Genomic DNA, 17,615 nt, shown 5'->3' on the forward strand with positions numbered 1-17,615 from the left:
ATCCAGGGTCAGCTCCCCGTCCCTGACGCTGACCAGTACCCTGCCCCCTTCGGTGAGGGCACCGAACAGCAGCTCGTTGGCCAGCGGCTTCTTGAGGTGTTCCTGGATCACCCTGGCCATGGGCCGGGCACCCATGCTGCGGTCGTAGCCCTTCTCCGCCAGCCAGGTCTTGGCCTCGGCGTCCACCTCCAGCGACACGCCGCGGCCGTCCAGCTGGGCCTGGAGCTCGGTGAGGAACTTGTCCACCACCTGGGCGATGACGGTGGGGCTGAGGTGATTGAACCAGACGATGCCGTCCAGGCGGTTACGGAACTCCGGTGAGAACACCCTGTTGATCTCCTCCAGGGCGTTGTCGTCATGGTCCACCGTCTTGAAGCCCATGCTCTTGCGCTCGGTTTCCCGCACCCCGGCGTTGGTGGTCATCACCAGGATCACGTTGCGAAAGTCCGCCTTGCGGCCGTTGTTGTCAGTCAGGGTGCCGTTGTCCATCACCTGCAGCAGCAGGTTGAACACGTCCGGGTGGGCCTTCTCTATCTCATCCAGCAGCACCACCGAATGGGGCTGCTTGATCACCGCCTCGGTGAGCAGGCCGCCCTGGTCATAGCCCACATAGCCCGGGGGCGCACCGATCAGCCTTGAGACGGTGTGGCGCTCCATGTATTCCGACATGTCGAAACGAACCAGCTCCACCCCCATTTGCCGGGCCAGCTGCTGGGTCACCTCGGTCTTGCCGACCCCGGTGGGACCGGCCAGCAGGAAGGAGCCCACCGGCTTGTGTTCGGTGCCCAGGCCGGCCCGCGCCAGGCGGATGGAGGCGGTCAGGGCGTCGATGGCCTGATCCTGGCCGAACACCACCAGCTTGAGGTTGCGATCCAGGTTGGCCAGCACGTCCTTGTCGGAGCTGGACACGGATTTTTCCGGGATCCGCGCCATGCGGGCCACCACCGACTCGATATCGGCCTCGTTGACCGTCTTGCGGCGCTTGGGCAGCAACCGCGCCCGGGCGCCGGCCTCGTCGATGACGTCTATGGCCTTGTCCGGCAGATGGCGCTCGTTGATGTACTTGGCGGACAGCTCGGCCGCCGCCTTCAGGGCCCCCTGGGTATAGCGCACGTCATGGTGCTCTTCGTAGTGGCCCTTGAGGCCCTGGAGGATCTTCACCGTATCGGCGATGGACGGCTCGGTGATGTCGATCTTCTGGAAGCGGCGGGCCAGGGCCCTGTCCTTTTCGAAGATGCCCCGGTATTCCTGGTAGGTGGTGGAGCCCATGCAGCGCAGGTTGCCCGAGGCCAGCAGCGGCTTGATCAGGTTGGAGGCGTCGGTCTGGCCGCCGGAGGCGGCCCCGGCACCTATGATGGTGTGGATCTCGTCGATGAAGAGCACGGCGCCCTCTTCGTCCTGGAGCTCCTTGATCAGGGACTTGAAGCGCTTCTCGAAATCGCCCCGGTACTTGGTGCCGGCCAGCAGCGCCCCCATGTCCAGTGAATAGACGGTGGCGTTGCCGATAAGCTCCGGCACCTCGCCGTCGACGATGCGCTTGGCCAGGCCCTCGGCGATGGCGGTCTTGCCCACCCCGGCCTCGCCCACGAACAGCGGGTTGTTCTTGCGGCGCCGGCACAGCACCTGGATGGTCCTGTCCAGCTCGACCTCGCGGCCGATCAGCGGATCTATCTTGCCCTTCTCGGCCAGCCTGTTGAGGTTGACGGTGAGGTTGTCCAGCAGGCGTTCCGAATCTTCCTCGCCGGCCTCTTCCTGTTCATTGTTCAGCCCCAGGGGCTCTTCCTCACCCTTGCCGATGCCGTGGGAGATGTAGTTGACCACGTCCAGCCGAGAGATGTCGGCCTTGCGCAGGATGTAGACGGCCTGGCTCTCCTGTTCGCCGAAGATGGCCACCAGCACATTGGCGCCATTGACCTCATCACGGCCGGAGCTCTGTACGTGGAATACCGCCCGCTGCAGCACGCGCTGGAAGCCCAGGGTCGGCTGGGTCTCCCGTTCGCTGTCATCCTGGGGAATGCGGGGCGTGGTGTCGGCAACGAAGCCTTCCAGCTCGTCGCGCAGTTGCTGCAGGTCACCGCCACAGGCCACCAGGGCCTCGGCAGCGGCGCTGTTGTCCAGCAGGGCCAGCAGCAGGTGCTCAACGGTCAGGAACTCGTGCCGCTCGGCGCGGGCACGGCGAAAGGCTCCGTTAAGGCTTTGCTCGAGATCTTTGTTCAGCATGGGCGCCCCCTATGGTTACAACTCGCGGCGGTTATGCTTCTTCCATGGTACACAACAACGGGTGTTCGTGCTCTCTGGCGTAACGATTCACCTGTGCGACCTTGGTTTCTGCGATCTCCGCCGTAAATATGCCGCACACCCCCTTTCCCTGGTAATGCACGGCCAGCATGATCTGTGTGGCCTTCTCCGTGTCCATGTTGAAAAAACGCTGTAACACTTCCACGACAAAATCCATGGGCGTGTAGTCGTCGTTGTTGAGTACGACCTTGTACATGGGAGGACGTTTCAGGGCCGGCTCGGCCGTCTGCGTCTTCTCCTTATGTTGAATATCGGTACTGCCTGCCATCGTTTTCAAGTCTTAGCTGCAAATTTATTAACGTCGTCAAGAAGACAGGCATTTTTGTTAATGCGCTGTTAAAAATTCTTGACTCAATGATTTTCTTCACTAAATTGTACTTTGAGGCGGGCCGGCCCACCACCCAAACGGGCGGTACCGGTTGCGATGTGGACGAAACAAACAGGATAGGATGTATGGCTACCGGAACAGTGAAGTGGTTTAACAACGCAAAGGGTTTTGGATTCATCTGCCCCCAGGGCGGCGGTGAGGACGTTTTTGCCCACTACTCCACCATCCAGATGGACGGCTATCGGACACTCAAGGCCGGTCAGGAAGTGGAGTTCGAGATGACCCAGGGCCCCAAGGGATACCACGCCCAGAACATCAAGGCGCGGGAAGGCGAACGGTAGCCTTAGATCCATTGAGGTTCGGCCCCAACGGGCGCCGGAACTTCCAGAGACAAAAAAATGCCGGTCGAAAGACCGGCATTTTTCTTTGCGCTGCCCCTTACAGGGCGGCCAGGGCCTCGTTGAGGGTCTGGCTGGGGCGCATGGCCTTGGCGGCCAGCTCGGCATCGGGCTGGTAGTAGCCGCCGATGTCCATGGCCACGCCCTGGGCGCCGTTGAGCTCGTCAACGATCTTGGCCTCGTTGGCGGCCAGGGTCTCGGCCAGCTTGGTGAAGGCCACTTTTAGCTCCTGATCGTCGTCCTGGGCAGCCAGGGCCTGGGCCCAGTACATGGCCAGGTAGAAGTGGCTGCCACGGTTGTCCAGCTCGTTCACCTTGCGGGACGGGGACTTGTTGTTCTCCAGGAACTGGCCGGTGGCCTTGTCCAGGGCCTCGGCCAGGACCTTGGCCTTGGCGTTGCCGGCAAAGTCGGCCAGGTGCTCCAGGGAGGCGGCCAGGGCCAGGAATTCACCCAGGGAATCCCAGCGCAGGTGGTTTTCCTTCTCGAACTGCTGCACGTGCTTGGGCGCGGAGCCGCCGGCACCGGTCTCGAACAGGCCACCGCCGTTCATCAGCGGCACGATGGACAGCATCTTGGCGCTGGTGCCCAGCTCCAGGATGGGGAACAGATCGGTCAGGTAATCACGCAGCACGTTGCCGGTCACGGAAATGGTGTCCTGGCCGTCCTTCATGCGCTTGAGGGAGAAGCGGGTGGCTTCCACCGGGCTCATGATGTGCAGCTCCAGGCCGCTGGTGTCGTGCTGGGGCAGGTAGGCTTCCACCTTCTTGATAAGCTCGGCGTCGTGGGCACGGTTCTTGTCCAGCCAGAACACCGCCGGGGTACCAGTGGCACGGGCGCGGTTGACGGCCAGCTTGACCCAATCCTGGATGGGGGCGTCCTTGACCTGGCACATGCGCCAGATGTCGCCGGCTTCGACATTGTGCTGCAGCAGCACGGTGCCGTCGGCGTCGATGACCTTGACCACGCCCTTGGCGGGGATCTCGAAGGTCTTGTCGTGGGAGCCGTATTCCTCGGCCTTCTGGGCCATCAGGCCGACGTTGGGCACGGTACCCATGGTGCGGGGATCGAAGGCACCGTTTTCCTTACAGAAATCGATGGTCTCCTGGTAGACGCCGGCGTAGCTGCGATCGGGGATCACCGCCTTGGTGTCCTGCTGCTTGCCGTCCTTGTTCCACATCTGGCCGGAGCTGCGGATCATGGCCGGCATGGAGGCGTCGATGATGACATCGGAGGGCACGTGCAGGTTGGTGATGCCGCGGTCGGAGTCGACCATGGCCAGATCCGGGGCGCTGTCGTAGACGGCGGCCAGATCGGCCTCGATGGCGGCCTTTTCAGCCTCCGGCAGCTGCTGGAGCTTGGCATAGGCGTCACCGATACCGTTGTTGGGATCCACACCCAGCTTCTCGAAGGTGGCGGCGTGTTTCTCGAACACGTCCTTGTAGAACACGGTCACGGCGTGGCCGAAGATGATGGGGTCGGACACCTTCATCATGGTGGCCTTCATGTGCAGGGAGAACAGCACGCCCTTGGCCTTGGCATCATTGATCTGCTCGGCCAGGAAGGCACGCAGGGCATTCTTGCTCATCACGGCGGCGTCGATGATCTCGCCGTCCAGCAGCGAGACCTTGTCCTTGAGCACCACAACTTCGCCGTTGTCCTGGGCCAGCTCGATGCGTACGTCGGTGGCCTTGGCAATGGTGGTGGACTGCTCGGAGCCGTAGAAATCGCCTTCGCTCATGCTGGCCACGTGGGACTTGGAGTCCTTGGCCCAGGCACCCATGGAATGGGGGTTGTTGCGGGCATACTGCTTGACGGAGGCCGGGGCGCGGCGGTCGGAGTTACCCTCGCGCAATACCGGGTTCACGGCGCTGCCCTTGATCTTGTCGTACCTGGCCTTGATGGCCTTCTCTTCGTCGTTCTTGGGCTCGGCGGGGTAATCCGGCAGCTGGTAGCCCTTGGCCTGCAGTTCCTTGATCGCGGCCTGCAGCTGGGGAATGGAGGCGCTGATGTTGGGCAGCTTGATGATGTTGGCGTCCGGGGTCTTGGCCAGTTCGCCCAGCTCGGCCAGGGCGTCACCGATGCGCTGCTCTTCGCTCAGGTACTCGGGGAAGTTGGCGATGATACGACCGGCCAGGGAGATATCCCTGGTATCGACCTCGACACCGGCCTTGCCGGCATAGGCCTGGATGATGGGCAGCAGGGACTGGGTCGCCAGGGCCGGCGCTTCGTCCGTGATGGTGTAGATGATCTTCGACTTGCCTGTGGTCATGTTTTTCTTCCTAACTTTGATGAGGCGAATCGCGCTTTCTGAAGCCGCGAGCACGGCGGGTTTCGGACCCGAACCGCACTGCCTCCGATGAAAAGCAGGCCGGATTATACCAGCAATGGGGCAGAATTCGCCCTTGCGTAAACGATTCGCCCGTCCGACCAGCCCGGCCCGGCGCCGGGGCTTTTTAACGGCGGCCGCTGGTGCTAGTCTTGCCGCCTTTGATTGCCAGGAGACGCCCCTTGCCCAGACCCCGTCCCGCCAGAGTCCAAGGAAGAAGCCGCCGCCCGGCCCGCAAGGCCCTCCAGCGGCCGGCCCTGGCCGAGCGCAAGCTGGTGCTGTTCAACAAGCCCTTCGACGTGCTCTGCCAGTTCACGGACGGCGACGGCCGCCAGACCCTGGCCGACTTCGTGCCCATCAAGGGCATCTATGCGGCGGGCCGGTTGGACAGGGACAGCGAGGGGCTCTTGGTGCTGACCAATGACGGCAAGCTCAACGCCCGCCTGACCCAGCCCGGCAAGAAGACCGCCAAGACCTACTATGTGCAGGTGGAAGGGGCGCCCACGGACGCCGACCTTGAGCCGCTCAGAAAGGGCGTCGAACTCAAGGACGGTCCCACCCTGCCGGCCAGGGTGCGCGTCATCCCCGAGCCCGGGCTCTGGGCGCGAAACCCGCCGGTGCGCTTTCGAAAGTCCATTCCCACCACCTGGCTGGAGATCCGGATCACCGAGGGCCGTAACCGCCAGGTCAGGCGCATGACCGCTCACATTGGCTTTCCCACCCTGCGCCTGGTGCGCATGGCCATCGGCAAACTGAACCTGGGCGATCTGCAGCCCGGCCAGTACCTTGAACTCGACCCGGACGAGGCCTTGAAATGATCTGGGCACCGACCCTGGCCTGGGTGGTAAAGGCCGGCGACCGTTACCTGTTCGTGGAAGAAGACATCGACGGCCTGGCCACCCTCAACCAGCCGGCCGGTCACCTGGAGCCGGGCGAAAGCCTGATCGCCGGCGCGAAAAGGGAGCTCCTTGAGGAAACCGGGCTCAGCCTCGACCCCCAGGGCCTGGTGGGGATCTACCGCTACGCTCTGCCCCACAAGTGCTTCCTGCGCCACACCTTCTTCGCCGAATTGCCAAAGGTCGTCGAGGTCAACCCCCAGGACGGCGACATCCTGGCCTGCCACTGGCTGACCCTGGACCAGCTGGCGTCCTGGCCCCTTCGCAGCCCCCTGGTCAGGACCTGTATCGAGGATTTCGAACAGGGCCATCGATACCCCCTGTCCGTGCTGCGCCAGCCCTAGGCTTTTGCTACAATGCGCGCACTTTCTGGCGCTTCGAGACGTAAGTGGAGTTCATGACAGCCAAGCCCAACTCAGACATCAAGGTTATCGTCGGCATGTCCGGCGGCGTCGATTCATCCGTTTCCGCCTACCTGCTCAAGGCGCAGGGCTACCAGGTGGAAGGCCTGTTCATGAAGAACTGGGAAGAAGACGACAATGACGAATACTGCGCCGCCGCCGAAGACATGGCCGACGCGCAGGCGGTCTGCGACAAGCTGGGCATCGAGCTGCACAAGGTCAACTTCGCCGCCGAATACTGGGACAACGTCTTCGAGTATTTCCTGGACGAGTACAAGGCCGGCCGGACCCCCAATCCGGACATCATGTGCAACAAGGAAATCAAGTTCAAAGCCTTCCTGAACTTCGCCGCCGAGGCCCTGGGCGCCGACTACATCGCCACCGGCCACTATGTGCGCCGCCGGGAAAAGGACGGCCACTGCCAGATGCTGCGCGGCCTGGACGCCAACAAGGACCAGTCCTACTTCCTCTACACGCTGGGCGAAGAGCACGTGGCCCAGACCCTGTTCCCGGTCGGCGAGCTGGAGAAGCCCGAGGTGCGCCGCATCGCCGAGGAGCAGGGTCTCATCACCGCCAAGAAGAAGGACAGCACCGGCATCTGCTTTATCGGCGAGCGCAAGTTCCGCGATTTCCTCAAACAGTACCTGCCGGCCCAGCCCGGTGACATCGAGACCCCCCAGGGCGAGATCATCGGCCGCCACGAGGGCCTGATGTACCACACCCTGGGCCAGCGCAAGGGCCTTGGCATCGGCGGCATGAAGAACGCCGGCGACGATCCCTGGTACGTGGTTGACAAGGACCTCAAGCGCAACGTGCTGATCGTCGCCCAGGGCCACGATCACCCGCTGCTGTTCTCCGACGGCCTCATCGCCACCCAGCTGCACTGGGTTGACCGCACCGGTCCCCAGGCGCCGGCCCGGCTCACCGTCAAGACCCGCTACAGGCAGACCGACATCCCCTGCCTGGTCACCCCCCAGGCCGACGGCACGCTGCGGGTCGACTTCGACGAGCCCCAGGCGGCGGTCACCCCGGGCCAGAGCGCCGTCTTCTACGACGGCGAGGTATGCCTCGGCGGCGGCATCATCGACTGCTACCTGAGGGACGGCCAATGAACGGCTACCGTACCCAGGCCTTCGCCGCCATCTGCCAGGCCGTGACCCTGGTGCAGCAGATAGCCCGCCAGGGCCAGTGCGCCCAGCAGGCCCTCAAGGCGCTGCTGGGCGGCATCCTGGTCACCGATCCCCAGAGCCCGGCCGAGGTCTACGGCGACAACGGCCTGCGCCTGGGCCACCAGATGCTCATCGAGCTGATGAGCAATGCCAACGGCAACCGGGATCCCGAGCTGACCCGCTACCTGGTGGGCCTGCTGACCCTGGAGCGCCGGCTGGCCAAGCGCAAGGACGTGTTGTCGCTGCTGTCCGAGCGCATCAACCAGGTCAAGCGCCAGGTCAGCCACTATGGCCTGGAGGACGACAAGGTCCTGGCTAACCTGGCCGACATCTATTCCGAACTGATCAGCCCCCTGGGCCCCAAGGTCCAGGTGGCTGGTTCCCCCATGTATCTGCAACAGAGCCTCAACCAGCACCAGGTTCGGGCCGCCCTTCTGGGCGGCATCCGCGCCGCCGTGCTCTGGCGCCAGCTGGGAGGGCGGCGGCTGCAGCTGCTGTTCTCCCGTAGCGCCATGGTCAACGAGGCCAAAGCCTATCTCGCGTGAATTCAAGGAGTCCTGAATGGAACTGACAGCGCTGACCGCCATCTCCCCCGTTGACGGTCGCTACGGCAGCAAGGCCCAAGCCCTGCGTCCGATCTTTTCCGAGTTTGGTCTGATCAAGTATCGGGTCCAGGTCGAGGTCCGTTGGCTGCAGATGCTGGCCGCCGAGGCCGGCATCGAGGAAGTCCCGGCCCTGTCAGACGCGGCCAACGCCGCCCTCAACGCCATCGTCGCCGATTTCTCCGTTGAAGATGCCCAGCGCATCAAGGACATCGAGCGCACCACCAACCACGACGTCAAGGCCGTGGAATACTTCCTGAAGGAGAAGGTTGAAGGCAACGCCGAGCTGGCCGCCATCAGCGAATTCATCCACTTCGCCTGCACCAGCGAGGACATCAACAACCTGTCCCACGGCCTGATGCTGAGCGAAGGCCGCGACCAGGTGATCCTGCCCTACTGCGACCGGCTGATCGCCGCCATCCGCGAGCTGGCCGACAAATATGTCGCCGTGCCCATGATGGCCCGTACCCACGGCCAGCCCGCCTCCCCCACCACCATGGGCAAGGAGATGGCCAACGTCGCCATCCGCCTGGAGCGCCAGCGTGCCCAGATCGCCGCCGTGGAGATGCTCGGCAAGATCAACGGCGCCGTGGGCAACTTCAACGCCCACTACAGCGCCTACCCCAACGTGGACTGGCCGGCCCTGTCCGAGCGCTTCGTCAGCCAGCTGGGCCTGACCTGGAACAAGTACACCACCCAGATCGAGCCCCACGACTACATCGCCGAGCTGTTCGACGCCGTGGCCCGCTTCAACACCATACTGATCGACTTCGACCGGGATGTCTGGGGCTACATCGCCTTGGGTCACTTCAAGCAGAAAACGATTGCGGGCGAGATCGGCTCCTCCACCATGCCCCACAAGGTCAACCCCATCGACTTCGAAAACTCCGAAGGCAACCTGGGGATCGCCAACGCCGTCTTCGATCACCTGGCCGCCAAGCTGCCGGTATCCCGCTGGCAGCGCGACCTGACCGACAGCACAGTGCTGCGCAACCTGGGCGTGGGCATGGCCCACTCCGTGATCGCCTACGAGGCCAGCCTCAAGGGCATCTCCAAGCTGGAGGTGAACGAGCAGAGCCTGCTGGACGAGCTGAACCAGAACTGGGAGCTGCTGGCCGAGCCCATCCAGACCGTGATGCGCCGCTACGGCATCGAGAAGCCCTACGAGAAGCTCAAGGAGCTGACCCGCGGCCGCCGCGTCGACCAGGCCGGCATGCACGCCTTCATCGACGGCCTGGCCCTGCCCGACGAGGTCAAGGTCGCCCTCAAGGCCCTGCGCCCCGACAACTACCTCGGCATCGCCGAGCGTCTGACCCGCGAAGCCTGATCAGGGCTCAGGGTGAACAAGGCGGCTTCGGCCGCCTTTTCTTATACTTAGGCCAAGCCGATGGGACTTGGCCCCAGCCTCTGGCATCATTGCCGGCATAACCATTTCGAGACAGAGACGCTCCATGACAATCAACTTTCCCGGCGGTACCGACGCCTTCCTCAAGGACTACTGGCAAAAACGGCCCTGCCTGATCCGCGCCGGCTTCAGCGATTTCCAGGATCCCCTGGACGCCGACGAGCTGGCCGGCCTGGCCATGGAGGCCGACGTCGAATCCCGCCTGGTGGCCAGGACGGGCGACGACTGGCAGGTGGAACACGGCCCCTTCGAGCAGTTCCCCACCGCCGACCGGGACTGGACCCTGCTGGTGCAGGCCGTTGATCACTGGTTGGAAGACGCCAATGCCCTGATGAGCCCCTTCCGCTTCATCCCCAACTGGCGCATCGACGACCTCATGGTCAGCTTCTCTGTGCCCGGTGGCGGTGTCGGGCCGCACCTGGATCAGTACGACGTCTTCATCATCCAGGGCTCAGGCCGCCGCCACTGGCGGGTGGGCGACAGGCAGCCGCTCAAGAGCAAGCTGCCCCACCCCAGCCTGCTGCAGGTGGAGCCCTTCGAGGAGGCGCTCATCGACGCCGAGCTCGAGCCCGGCGACATCCTCTACATTCCCCCCGGCTTTCCCCACGAAGGCTGGGCCCTGGCGCCGTCCCTGAACTACTCTGTGGGTTTCCGGGCCCCGTCGGGGCGGGACTTGCTCACCAAGCTGGCCGACTACGCCATCGACCACGAATGCTTCAATGACCGCTACGCCGATCCCGATCTGCTGCCCCGCAGGGATCCCGGCGAGATCCAGCGCAGCGAGCTCAAGCGCCTCAAGGCGGTGCTGCAGACCACCCTGGAGGACGAAGACAAGCTCTACGACTTCCTGGGCCGCTACCTGTCGGAAGCCAAGCACGAGCTGGATCTGGCGCCCCCCGAGCCCGAATACGGCCCGGACGACATCCAGGCCGCACTGCTGGAGGGCGAGCGCCTCCACCGCCTGCCCGGTGCCCGTACCCTCTACCTGGCCGGCAACGCCACCACCCTCTACCTGGACGGCGAGGCGATCCGTTTCGACGCGGGTTGCGAGAAGGGCGTGCAGGCCCTGGCCAACCGGGAGCAGCTGAGCCACGACGACATCAGCGATCTGCTGGCCAGCACCGGCGCCCTCACCACCCTGGCGCAACTGGTCAACGCCGGCTACTGGTATTTCCCTGAGCCATAAAAAAACCCGCCGGTCGGCGGGTTTTTGCTGTCAGGCCTGCTGGCCCCAGAGCCTGTCATCCTCGAAGAGGCGGTAGAGGATCTCGCCACGGTGCACCAGCATGTTGGCGAACTTGACCTGCACCTCATCCTTGGCCTGGGGGCCGCGCATGATGTTCTCGGCCTTGAGCTGCCATTGCATGGAGAAGTGGCGCAGGGCCTCGCGGGCATCGCCGGCGGCATTGACTTCCACGTGATCCGTGGGCAGATCGCCGGAAATGACCCAGAAATCCTTGATATGGCCTTCGACCTTGGCGGTGATCCGCCACAGGGAAACCAGGGGGGCCAGGAAGCGGCTCTCGGTCTGCTTGACCTTCTGGGGCAGGATCCCCTTGGAGGCCAGGTGGCCATTGGCCTTCTGGAAGCTCTCGCGGATCCAGGCCTGTTCGCGTTGCTGGCGCTCTTCGGGGCTCAGCGTCTTTTGTTCTTCTGCCATCTCGGTTACCACAGTGTTACAGCGTGCAGCTACCATATCCCCTGGTCCCGTCCTTGGCAAGGGATCGCCTTTTAACATTTGCTTACTGGTAGGAGCAGATGGCCGGAGCCGTCCGGGACGCTGGAAACCGATTGCACACCTCTATATGATCACGCCAACTGTCCGTATCGGCTTCCGTTTACGCTAACGTAAACTTGCCGGCCGGGCTCAATCAAAAAAACGGAGAAGACGACGTGGCTGTATTCAATCACACTGCGTTTGACGGGCATGAGCAGGTCATGTTCTGCCATGACGAGGAAACCGGTCTCAAGGCGATCATCGCTGTTCACAACACCAAGCTGGGTCCCGCCGTTGGCGGTTGCCGCATGTGGAACTACGCTTCCGACGAAGAGGCGGTGACCGACGTACTGCGCCTGTCCCGCGGCATGACCTACAAGAATGCCCTGGCCGGCCTGCCCTTCGGTGGCGGCAAGTCCGTGATCATCGGTGACTCCCGCACCATGAAGAGCGAAGCCCTGTTCCGCGCCTTCGGCCGTTTCGTCGACTCCCTGGGTGGCCGCTACGTGGCCGCCGAAGACGTGGGCACCTCCACCACCGACGTCAACCACATGATGAAGGAAACCCAGCACGTGGCCGGCATCGAAGGCCTGTCCGGCGATCCCTCCCCCTTCACCGCCCTGGGTACCTACCTGGGCATCAAGGCCGCCGTCAAGCACAAGCTGGGCCGTGACGACCTCAAGGGCATCAAGGTGGCCGTACAGGGCCTGGGCAGCGTGGGTTACTACCTGTGCGAGCACCTGCACAAGGCCGGCGCCGAGCTGTTCGTCACCGACATCCACGACGAATCCCTGAACAAGGCCAAGGCCGAGCTGGGCGCCACCCTGGTGGGCCTGGACGAGATCTACGATCTGGACGTGGACGTTTATGCCCCCTGCGCCCTGGGTGCCACCGTCAACGACAACACCATAGAGCGCCTCAAGGCAAGCATCATCGCCGGCTGCGCCAACAACCAGCTGGCCGAGGCCCGCCACGACCAGATCCTGCGTGACAAGGGCATCCTCTACGCCCCCGACTACGTGATCAACGCCGGCGGCATCATCAATGTTTCCTTCGAGAAGGACTACGATGAAGCGGCCGCCACTGCCAAGGTCGAAGAGATCCACGACACCCTGCTGGACATCTTCCAGCGCGCCGACGCCAAGAACAAGGGCACCGGCATCATCGCCGACGAGATGGCCCGGGAAATCATCGCCCGCGGCGGCAAGTAAGCGAAGCGCCATGACAAGGCCGGGCATTGCCCGGCCTTTTTCGTTTCAGGCCGCCGCCCGCATCGCCTGCATGTAGGCCCTGAGCCGCCGCCCCACCACTTCGATGGCATGGCCGCGCACGCCCTGCTCCAGGGCCTCCAGCTCGTCGTTGTTTGGCGCCTGCCAGTGCCCCCTGCCGCCCAGGCAGGCCGGCTCCCAGCCTTTCAAGAGCGGCTCCAGGATCGGCATGGCCCCCTGGGTGAACAGGTAATTGCCGTACTCGGCGGTGTCGGAGATCACGCAGTTCATCTCATAGAGGCGCTTCCTGGCCAGGGTGTTGGCGATCAGCGGCAGCTCGTGCAGGGACTCGTAATAGGCCGACTCCTGGCCTATGCCGGCCTCCACCATCACCTCGAAGGCCAGCTCCACCCCGGCCTTGACCATGGCCACCAGGCCCACGGCGCGGTCGAAGTCGAAGTGGTCGTCCGGGGCCATGGCCTGCGCCTGCTCGAAACCGCTGCCGCGGCTCTGCTCCCGCCAGGCCAGCAGCTCGGCATCGTCATTGGCCCAGTCCGCCATCATCCGCGCGGCGAAGCGCCCTTCGAGGATGTCGTCCATGTGCTTTTCAAAGAGCGGCCTCAGCGCCCCTTTCAGCTCGTCGGCCAGTGCGAAGGCCCTGGCGCGCTCGGCAGCGGCCAGCCTGGCCATCATCAGGCTGATGCCGCCGGCCTTGAGCGCCTCGGTGATCTGCTCCCAGCCGTACTGCAGGAAGGCCGCCGCCTCGGCCGGCTCCCGGCCCGCCGCCACCATGGCCTCGAAGCCCAGCATGGAGCCGGCCTGGAGCATGCCGCAAAGGATGGTCTGCTCGCCCATGAGATCGGATTTGACCTCGGCCACGAAGCTGGACTCCAGCACCCCGGCCCTGTGGCCGCCGGTGCCCACGCACCAGGCCTTGGCGATGGCCAGGCCCTGGCCGTCGGGATCGTTGTCCGGGTGCACGGCGATCAGGGTCGGCACCCCGAAGCCGCGCTGGTACTCGGCGCGCACCTCGGAGCCCGGGCACTTGGGCGCCACCATCACTACGGTGATGTCGGGGCGAATGTGCTGGCCCGCCTCAACCACATCGAAGCCGTGGGAATAGCCCAGGGCCGCCCCCGGCTTCATCAGCGCCGTCACCTGCCGCACCACCGGGCCATGCTGCTTGTCCGGGGTCAGGTTCAGCACCAGATCCGCCTCTGGCACCAGTGCCTCGACGCTGCCCACCTCGAAGCCCTGCTCCGTGGCCCGCTGCCAGGAGTCGTTGCGGGCGTCGATGGAAGACTGGCGCAGCGCGTAGCTCACATCCAGCCCGGAATCGCGCAGGTTGAGGCCCTGGTTCAGGCCCTGGGCGCCGCAGCCCAGTATGACGATGCGCTTGCCCTGAAGGGCCTTCACCCCCTCGGCGAAGGCCTCCTGGGGCAGAAAGCGGCTGTGGGCCAGTTGCCGGCATTTTTCCCTGTGGCTCAGGGTGTTGAAGTAGTTATCCATGTGCGTTCCTTAATTTGCGCGTAAGAAGGCCCGGTAAGGGGTGTTGTGGCTCTCGTCCCGCCAGGGGTAGCCCAGGGCGGCCAGGTGCCGGTCGAAGTCGGGATCGGCGCCGATCCGGAATCCGGCCAGCACCCGGCCCCGGTCGGCGCCGTCGTGGCGGTAGTGGAAAAGGGAGATGTCCCAGCGGCTGCCCAGGGTCTCCAGAAAGTGCAGCAGCGCCCTGGGATGTTCGGGAAAGCTGAAGCTCAGCAGCCGCTCCGGCCCGGCGACGGCGGCGCCGCCACCCAGCAGGTACTTGAGGTGCAGCTTGGCCACCTCGTCCCCGCTGAGATCCAGGACCTCCAGCCCGGCCTCGGTCAGCTGTGCCAGCAGCGCTTCTCGCTCCTGTTGGCCCCCCGTCAGGCGAACTCCGGCCAGGATCCGCGCCCGGTCGGCGTCCTGGCGGCGGTAGTTGAACTCGGAGATCATGCGTTCGCCCAGCAGCCGGCACAGGGCCAGGAAGGCGCCCCGTTGCTCGGGGATACGGATGGCCAGCATGGCCTCGCTGCCCTCGCCCAGATCGCAGCGCTCCGCCACCTGGCGCAGGCCGTGGAAGGCCATGTTGGCGCCGGACAGCACCGCCGCCACCCGCGCCGGCCTTTGGCCCTGCCCCGACAGCCACTGCTTGAGGCCGGCCAGGGCCAGGGCGCCGGCCGGCTCGGCCAGGGCCCGGCAGTCATCGAAGATGTCCTTGATGGCGGCGCAGACGGCGTCGCCGCTGACGGTGACGATGCCGTCCAGGTGATCGCGGCAGAGCCGAAAGGTCTCGTCGCCGACCCGTTTCACCGCCACCCCGTCGGCGAACAGGCCCACCCTGTCCAGGGTCACAGGGCCGCCGGCGGCCAGGGCCGCGGTCATGGAGGCCGAATCCTCGGCCTCGACGCCGAACACCTTGAGCCCGGGCCGCAGCTGCTTGAGCAGCACCGCCATGCCGGCGGCCAGGCCGCCACCGCCTATGGGCACGAACACCGCCTCCAGCTCGCTGTCCTGCTTGACAAGCTCCAGCGCCACCGTGCCCTGGCCGGCGATCACCTGGGGATCGTCGAAGGGCTCCACCAGGGCCAGCCCCCGCGCCCTGGCCAGCGCTAAGGCATGGCGCCTGGCCGCGTCGAAGTCCAGGCCGTGCAGCACCACCTCGGCGCCCAGGGCCCGCACCGCCTCCACCTTGATGGCCGGCGCCGTCACCGGCATCACGATCACCGCCTGCTTGCCAAGCCGCCCCGCCGCCAGAGCCACCCCCTGGGCATGGTTGCCGGCCGAGGAGGCCACCACGGCGGTGGCACTGACGGTGGTGACCTTGGCGAAGGCGCCGCGCAGCTTGAAGCTGTGCACCGGCTGCAGATCCTCGCGCTTGAGCAGGATCTGCGTACCCAGGCGGGCGGAGAGGCGCGCCATGGGTTGCAGGGGCGTCTGCAGCGCCACCTGGTAGACGGGTGCGCGCAGCGCTTCACAGAGGTACTGCTCAGGGCGCCACATGCTCGCCTCCCGCCAGCAGGGTCCGATCGCGCACGCCGCCCTGATCGGCACTGGTGGCCAGCAGCGCATAGGCCCGTAGCGCCAATGAGACCTGCCTGTCCCTGGGTGTGGCGGGCCGGTAGCCAAGCGTTTCCCTGGCCTGGCGCCGGGCGGCCAGCTCGTCCTGGTCCAGCAGCAGTTCAAGTCTGCGGCCGGGGATGTCGATGGCGATGGTGTCGCCGTCTTCCACCAGCGCCAGGGGGCCCTGGCTTGCCGCCTCCGGGGCGATATGGCCGATGGACAGGCCGGCTGTGCCGCCGGAGAAGCGGCCGTCGGTGATCAGGGCGCAGTGCTCGGCCAGGCCCACGGATTTCAAGTAACTGGTGGGATAGAGCATCTCCTGCATGCCCGGGCCGCCCCGGGGCCCCTCGTAGCGGATCACCACCACCTCGCCCTTCTTCACCCTGCCGCCAAGGATGGCATCGACCGCCTCGTCCTGGCTCTCGAACACCCGGGCCGGGCCGGTGAAGCTCAGCAGGCCGTCCGGCACCCCGGCGGTCTTGACCACGGCGCCCCGGGGCGCCAGGTTGCCATAGAGCACCGCCAGGCCACCGTCCTGGCGGTAGGCGTGTTCGAGGCTGCGGATGCAGCCGCCTTGCCGGTCCAGATCCAGCTCGTCCCAGCGGCAGTCCTGGCTGAAGGCGCGGGTGCTGGGCAGGCCGGCCGGACCGGCCCGGTAGAAGTCATGACGGGCATTGCTGGTGCTGACATCACAGCCGTCCAGCAGCTGACTCAGGGGCTGCTGGCAGACGGTGGCGACATTGGTGTCGATATGGCCGCCCCGGGCCAGCTCGGCCAGGATGGCCATGACACCGCCGGCCCGGTGCAAGTCCTCCATGTGGTAGCGGTTGGTGGCCGGGGCCAGCTTGCACAGCTGGGGCACCCGCCGGGACAGGGCGTCGATGTCGGTGAGATCAAAGCCCAGCTCCGCCTCCTGGGCCGCGGCCAGCAGGTGCAAAATGGTGTTGGTGGAGCCGCCCATGGCGATGTCCAGGGCCATGGCGTTGTGGAAGGCGGCCTTGCCGGCGATGGTCCTGGGCAGCGCGCTGTCGTCGTCCTGCTGGTACCAGGCCTTGGCCAGGGAAACGATGCGCCGGCCGGCCTCACGGAACAGCCCTTCCCTGTCCCTGTGGGTGGCCAGCAGGGAGCCGTTGCCGGGCAGCGCCAGCCCCAGGGCCTCGGTGAGGCAGTTCATGGAGTTGGCGGTGAACATGCCCGAGCAGGAGCCGCAGGTGGGACAGGCGCTGCGCTCCACCTCGGCGGCCTCGGCGTCGGAAACGCGCCTGTCGGCCCCCTTGACCATGGCATCCACCAGGTCGACCTTGATGATGTCCTGGGCCAGGCGTACCTTGCCGGCCTCCATGGGCCCGCCGGAGACGAAGACGGTAGGGATGTTCAGGCGCAGGGCCGCCATCAGCATGCCGGGGGTGATCTTGTCGCAGTTGGAGATGCACACCAGGGCGTCGGCCCGGTGGGCGTTGACCATGTATTCGACGCTGTCGGCGATCAGCTCCCGGGACGGCAGCGAATAGAGCATGCCGTCATGGCCCATGGCGATGCCGTCGTCCACCGCTATGGTGTTGAACTCCCTGGCCACGGCGCCGGCGGCCTGGATCTCCTCGGCCACCAGCTGGCCCAGATCCTTGAGGTGCACATGGCCGGGCACGAACTGGGTGAAGGAGTTGGCCACGGCGATGATCGGCTTGCCGAAATCGGCGTCGGTCATGCCGGTGGCGCGCCACAGGGCGCGGGCGCCGGCCCGCTGCCGGCCTTCTGTGGTGGTGGCGGAGCGCAACTTGGGCAT

Annotated in this window: 14 protein-coding genes and 1 pseudogene; 8 read left to right on the plus strand and 7 right to left on the minus strand. The window is 65.3% G+C overall.

The annotated features are described in order from the left end of the window. Positions 1-24 precede the first annotated feature (24 nt). Positions 25-2,220, minus strand: a pseudogene (gene clpA, locus WDB71_RS08215) (ATP-dependent Clp protease ATP-binding subunit ClpA); the annotation flags it as partial. Positions 2,221-2,251: 31 nt separating this feature from the next. Beyond that, the gene (gene clpS, locus WDB71_RS08220; protein WP_341501097.1) at positions 2,252-2,566 is read right to left on the minus strand and encodes an ATP-dependent Clp protease adapter ClpS; all 315 of its coding nucleotides are present in this window, start codon (positions 2,564-2,566) and stop codon (positions 2,252-2,254) included. Positions 2,567-2,751: 185 nt separating this feature from the next. On the opposite strand from clpS, the gene cspD reads away from it, so the two are divergent. Next, entirely contained in the window at positions 2,752-2,967 is a 216-nt protein-coding gene (gene cspD / locus WDB71_RS08225; protein ID WP_341501098.1) for a cold shock domain-containing protein CspD, read from the plus strand. 97 nt (positions 2,968-3,064) lie between these two features. Here the strand turns inward: cspD and WDB71_RS08230 are convergent, their stop codons facing one another. Then, positions 3,065-5,293: an NADP-dependent isocitrate dehydrogenase gene (locus WDB71_RS08230; protein ID WP_341501099.1), complete on the minus strand. Its 2,229-nt coding sequence runs from the start codon at positions 5,291-5,293 to the stop codon at positions 3,065-3,067. A gap of 239 nt (positions 5,294-5,532) precedes the next feature. Here WDB71_RS08230 and WDB71_RS08235 point away from each other — a divergent pair, with 239 nt between their 5' ends. The 6 genes from WDB71_RS08235 (at position 5,533) to WDB71_RS08260 (ending at position 11,009) form a co-directional block, all read left to right on the plus strand. Beyond that, positions 5,533-6,168: a pseudouridine synthase gene (locus WDB71_RS08235; protein WP_341501100.1), complete on the plus strand. Its 636-nt coding sequence runs from the start codon at positions 5,533-5,535 to the stop codon at positions 6,166-6,168. Continuing rightward, positions 6,165-6,590 (plus strand): NUDIX hydrolase, encoded by a 426-nt coding sequence (locus WDB71_RS08240; RefSeq protein WP_341501101.1) that lies wholly within the window; start codon positions 6,165-6,167, stop codon positions 6,588-6,590. Before WDB71_RS08235 ends, WDB71_RS08240 begins: the two co-directional genes overlap by 4 nt. Positions 6,591-6,643: 53 nt before the next feature. After that, the gene (gene mnmA / locus WDB71_RS08245; protein ID WP_341501102.1) at positions 6,644-7,759 is read left to right on the plus strand and encodes a tRNA 2-thiouridine(34) synthase MnmA; all 1,116 of its coding nucleotides are present in this window, start codon (positions 6,644-6,646) and stop codon (positions 7,757-7,759) included. Next, positions 7,756-8,361, plus strand: a complete 606-nt coding sequence (gene hflD, locus WDB71_RS08250) for a high frequency lysogenization protein HflD (protein WP_341501103.1) — start codon at positions 7,756-7,758, stop codon at positions 8,359-8,361. The genes mnmA and hflD overlap by 4 nt, the downstream gene beginning before the upstream one ends. 16 nt (positions 8,362-8,377) lie before the next feature. Further along, positions 8,378-9,745, plus strand: a complete 1,368-nt coding sequence (purB, locus tag WDB71_RS08255) for an adenylosuccinate lyase (RefSeq protein ID WP_341501104.1) — start codon at positions 8,378-8,380, stop codon at positions 9,743-9,745. A 124-nt stretch (positions 9,746-9,869) separates the two neighbouring features. Beyond that, positions 9,870-11,009, plus strand: a complete 1,140-nt coding sequence (locus tag WDB71_RS08260; protein ID WP_341501105.1) for a cupin domain-containing protein — start codon at positions 9,870-9,872, stop codon at positions 11,007-11,009. Between the two features lie 30 nt (positions 11,010-11,039). Here WDB71_RS08260 and WDB71_RS08265 read toward each other — a convergent pair whose 3' ends face one another. Further along, the gene (locus tag WDB71_RS08265; RefSeq protein WP_341501106.1) at positions 11,040-11,483 is read right to left on the minus strand and encodes a DUF4826 family protein; all 444 of its coding nucleotides are present in this window, start codon (positions 11,481-11,483) and stop codon (positions 11,040-11,042) included. 278 nt (positions 11,484-11,761) lie between these two features. On the opposite strand from WDB71_RS08265, the gene WDB71_RS08270 reads away from it, so the two are divergent. Further along, positions 11,762-12,751, plus strand: a complete 990-nt coding sequence (locus tag WDB71_RS08270) for a Glu/Leu/Phe/Val dehydrogenase (protein WP_341501107.1) — start codon at positions 11,762-11,764, stop codon at positions 12,749-12,751. A 45-nt stretch (positions 12,752-12,796) separates the two neighbouring features. Here the strand turns inward: WDB71_RS08270 and ilvC are convergent, their stop codons facing one another. Genes ilvC through ilvD form a run of 3 tightly spaced genes read right to left on the minus strand, consistent with a single transcriptional unit; the run spans position 12,797 to position 17,615 of the window. Continuing rightward, positions 12,797-14,257 (minus strand): ketol-acid reductoisomerase, encoded by a 1,461-nt coding sequence (gene ilvC, locus WDB71_RS08275; RefSeq protein WP_341501108.1) that lies wholly within the window; start codon positions 14,255-14,257, stop codon positions 12,797-12,799. 9 nt (positions 14,258-14,266) lie between these two features. Then, a complete protein-coding gene (gene ilvA, locus WDB71_RS08280; protein WP_341501109.1) occupies positions 14,267-15,772 on the minus strand; it encodes a threonine ammonia-lyase, biosynthetic in 1,506 nt (501 codons plus the stop codon). After that, positions 15,759-17,615, minus strand: coding sequence for a dihydroxy-acid dehydratase (gene ilvD / locus WDB71_RS08285; protein ID WP_341501110.1), 1,857 nt, complete (start codon positions 17,613-17,615; stop codon positions 15,759-15,761). The genes ilvA and ilvD overlap by 14 nt, the downstream gene beginning before the upstream one ends.

The organism is Gallaecimonas sp. GXIMD4217 (genome assembly GCF_038087665.1).
Lineage (GTDB): Bacteria > Pseudomonadota > Gammaproteobacteria > Enterobacterales > Gallaecimonadaceae > Gallaecimonas.

Excerpts from the sequence above, each read along its gene's own strand:
- clpS (WP_341501097.1), bottom strand. The coding sequence starts at position 2,566 with ATGGCAGGCAGTACCGATATTCAACATAAGGAGAAGACGCAGACGGCC.
- cspD (WP_341501098.1), top strand. The coding sequence starts at position 2,752 with ATGGCTACCGGAACAGTGAAGTGGTTTAACAACGCAAAGGGTTTTGGA.
- WDB71_RS08230 (WP_341501099.1), bottom strand. The coding sequence starts at position 5,293 with ATGACCACAGGCAAGTCGAAGATCATCTACACCATCACGGACGAAGCG.
- WDB71_RS08240 (WP_341501101.1), top strand. The coding sequence starts at position 6,165 with ATGATCTGGGCACCGACCCTGGCCTGGGTGGTAAAGGCCGGCGACCGT.
- mnmA (WP_341501102.1), top strand. The coding sequence starts at position 6,644 with ATGACAGCCAAGCCCAACTCAGACATCAAGGTTATCGTCGGCATGTCC.
- hflD (WP_341501103.1), top strand. The coding sequence starts at position 7,756 with ATGAACGGCTACCGTACCCAGGCCTTCGCCGCCATCTGCCAGGCCGTG.
- purB (WP_341501104.1), top strand. The coding sequence starts at position 8,378 with ATGGAACTGACAGCGCTGACCGCCATCTCCCCCGTTGACGGTCGCTAC.
- WDB71_RS08260 (WP_341501105.1), top strand. The coding sequence starts at position 9,870 with ATGACAATCAACTTTCCCGGCGGTACCGACGCCTTCCTCAAGGACTAC.
- WDB71_RS08265 (WP_341501106.1), bottom strand. The coding sequence starts at position 11,483 with ATGGCAGAAGAACAAAAGACGCTGAGCCCCGAAGAGCGCCAGCAACGC.
- WDB71_RS08270 (WP_341501107.1), top strand. The coding sequence starts at position 11,762 with ATGTTCTGCCATGACGAGGAAACCGGTCTCAAGGCGATCATCGCTGTT.
- ilvC (WP_341501108.1), bottom strand. The coding sequence starts at position 14,257 with ATGGATAACTACTTCAACACCCTGAGCCACAGGGAAAAATGCCGGCAA.
- ilvA (WP_341501109.1), bottom strand. The coding sequence starts at position 15,772 with ATGTGGCGCCCTGAGCAGTACCTCTGTGAAGCGCTGCGCGCACCCGTC.
- ilvD (WP_341501110.1), bottom strand. The coding sequence starts at position 17,615 with ATGCCCAAGTTGCGCTCCGCCACCACCACAGAAGGCCGGCAGCGGGCC.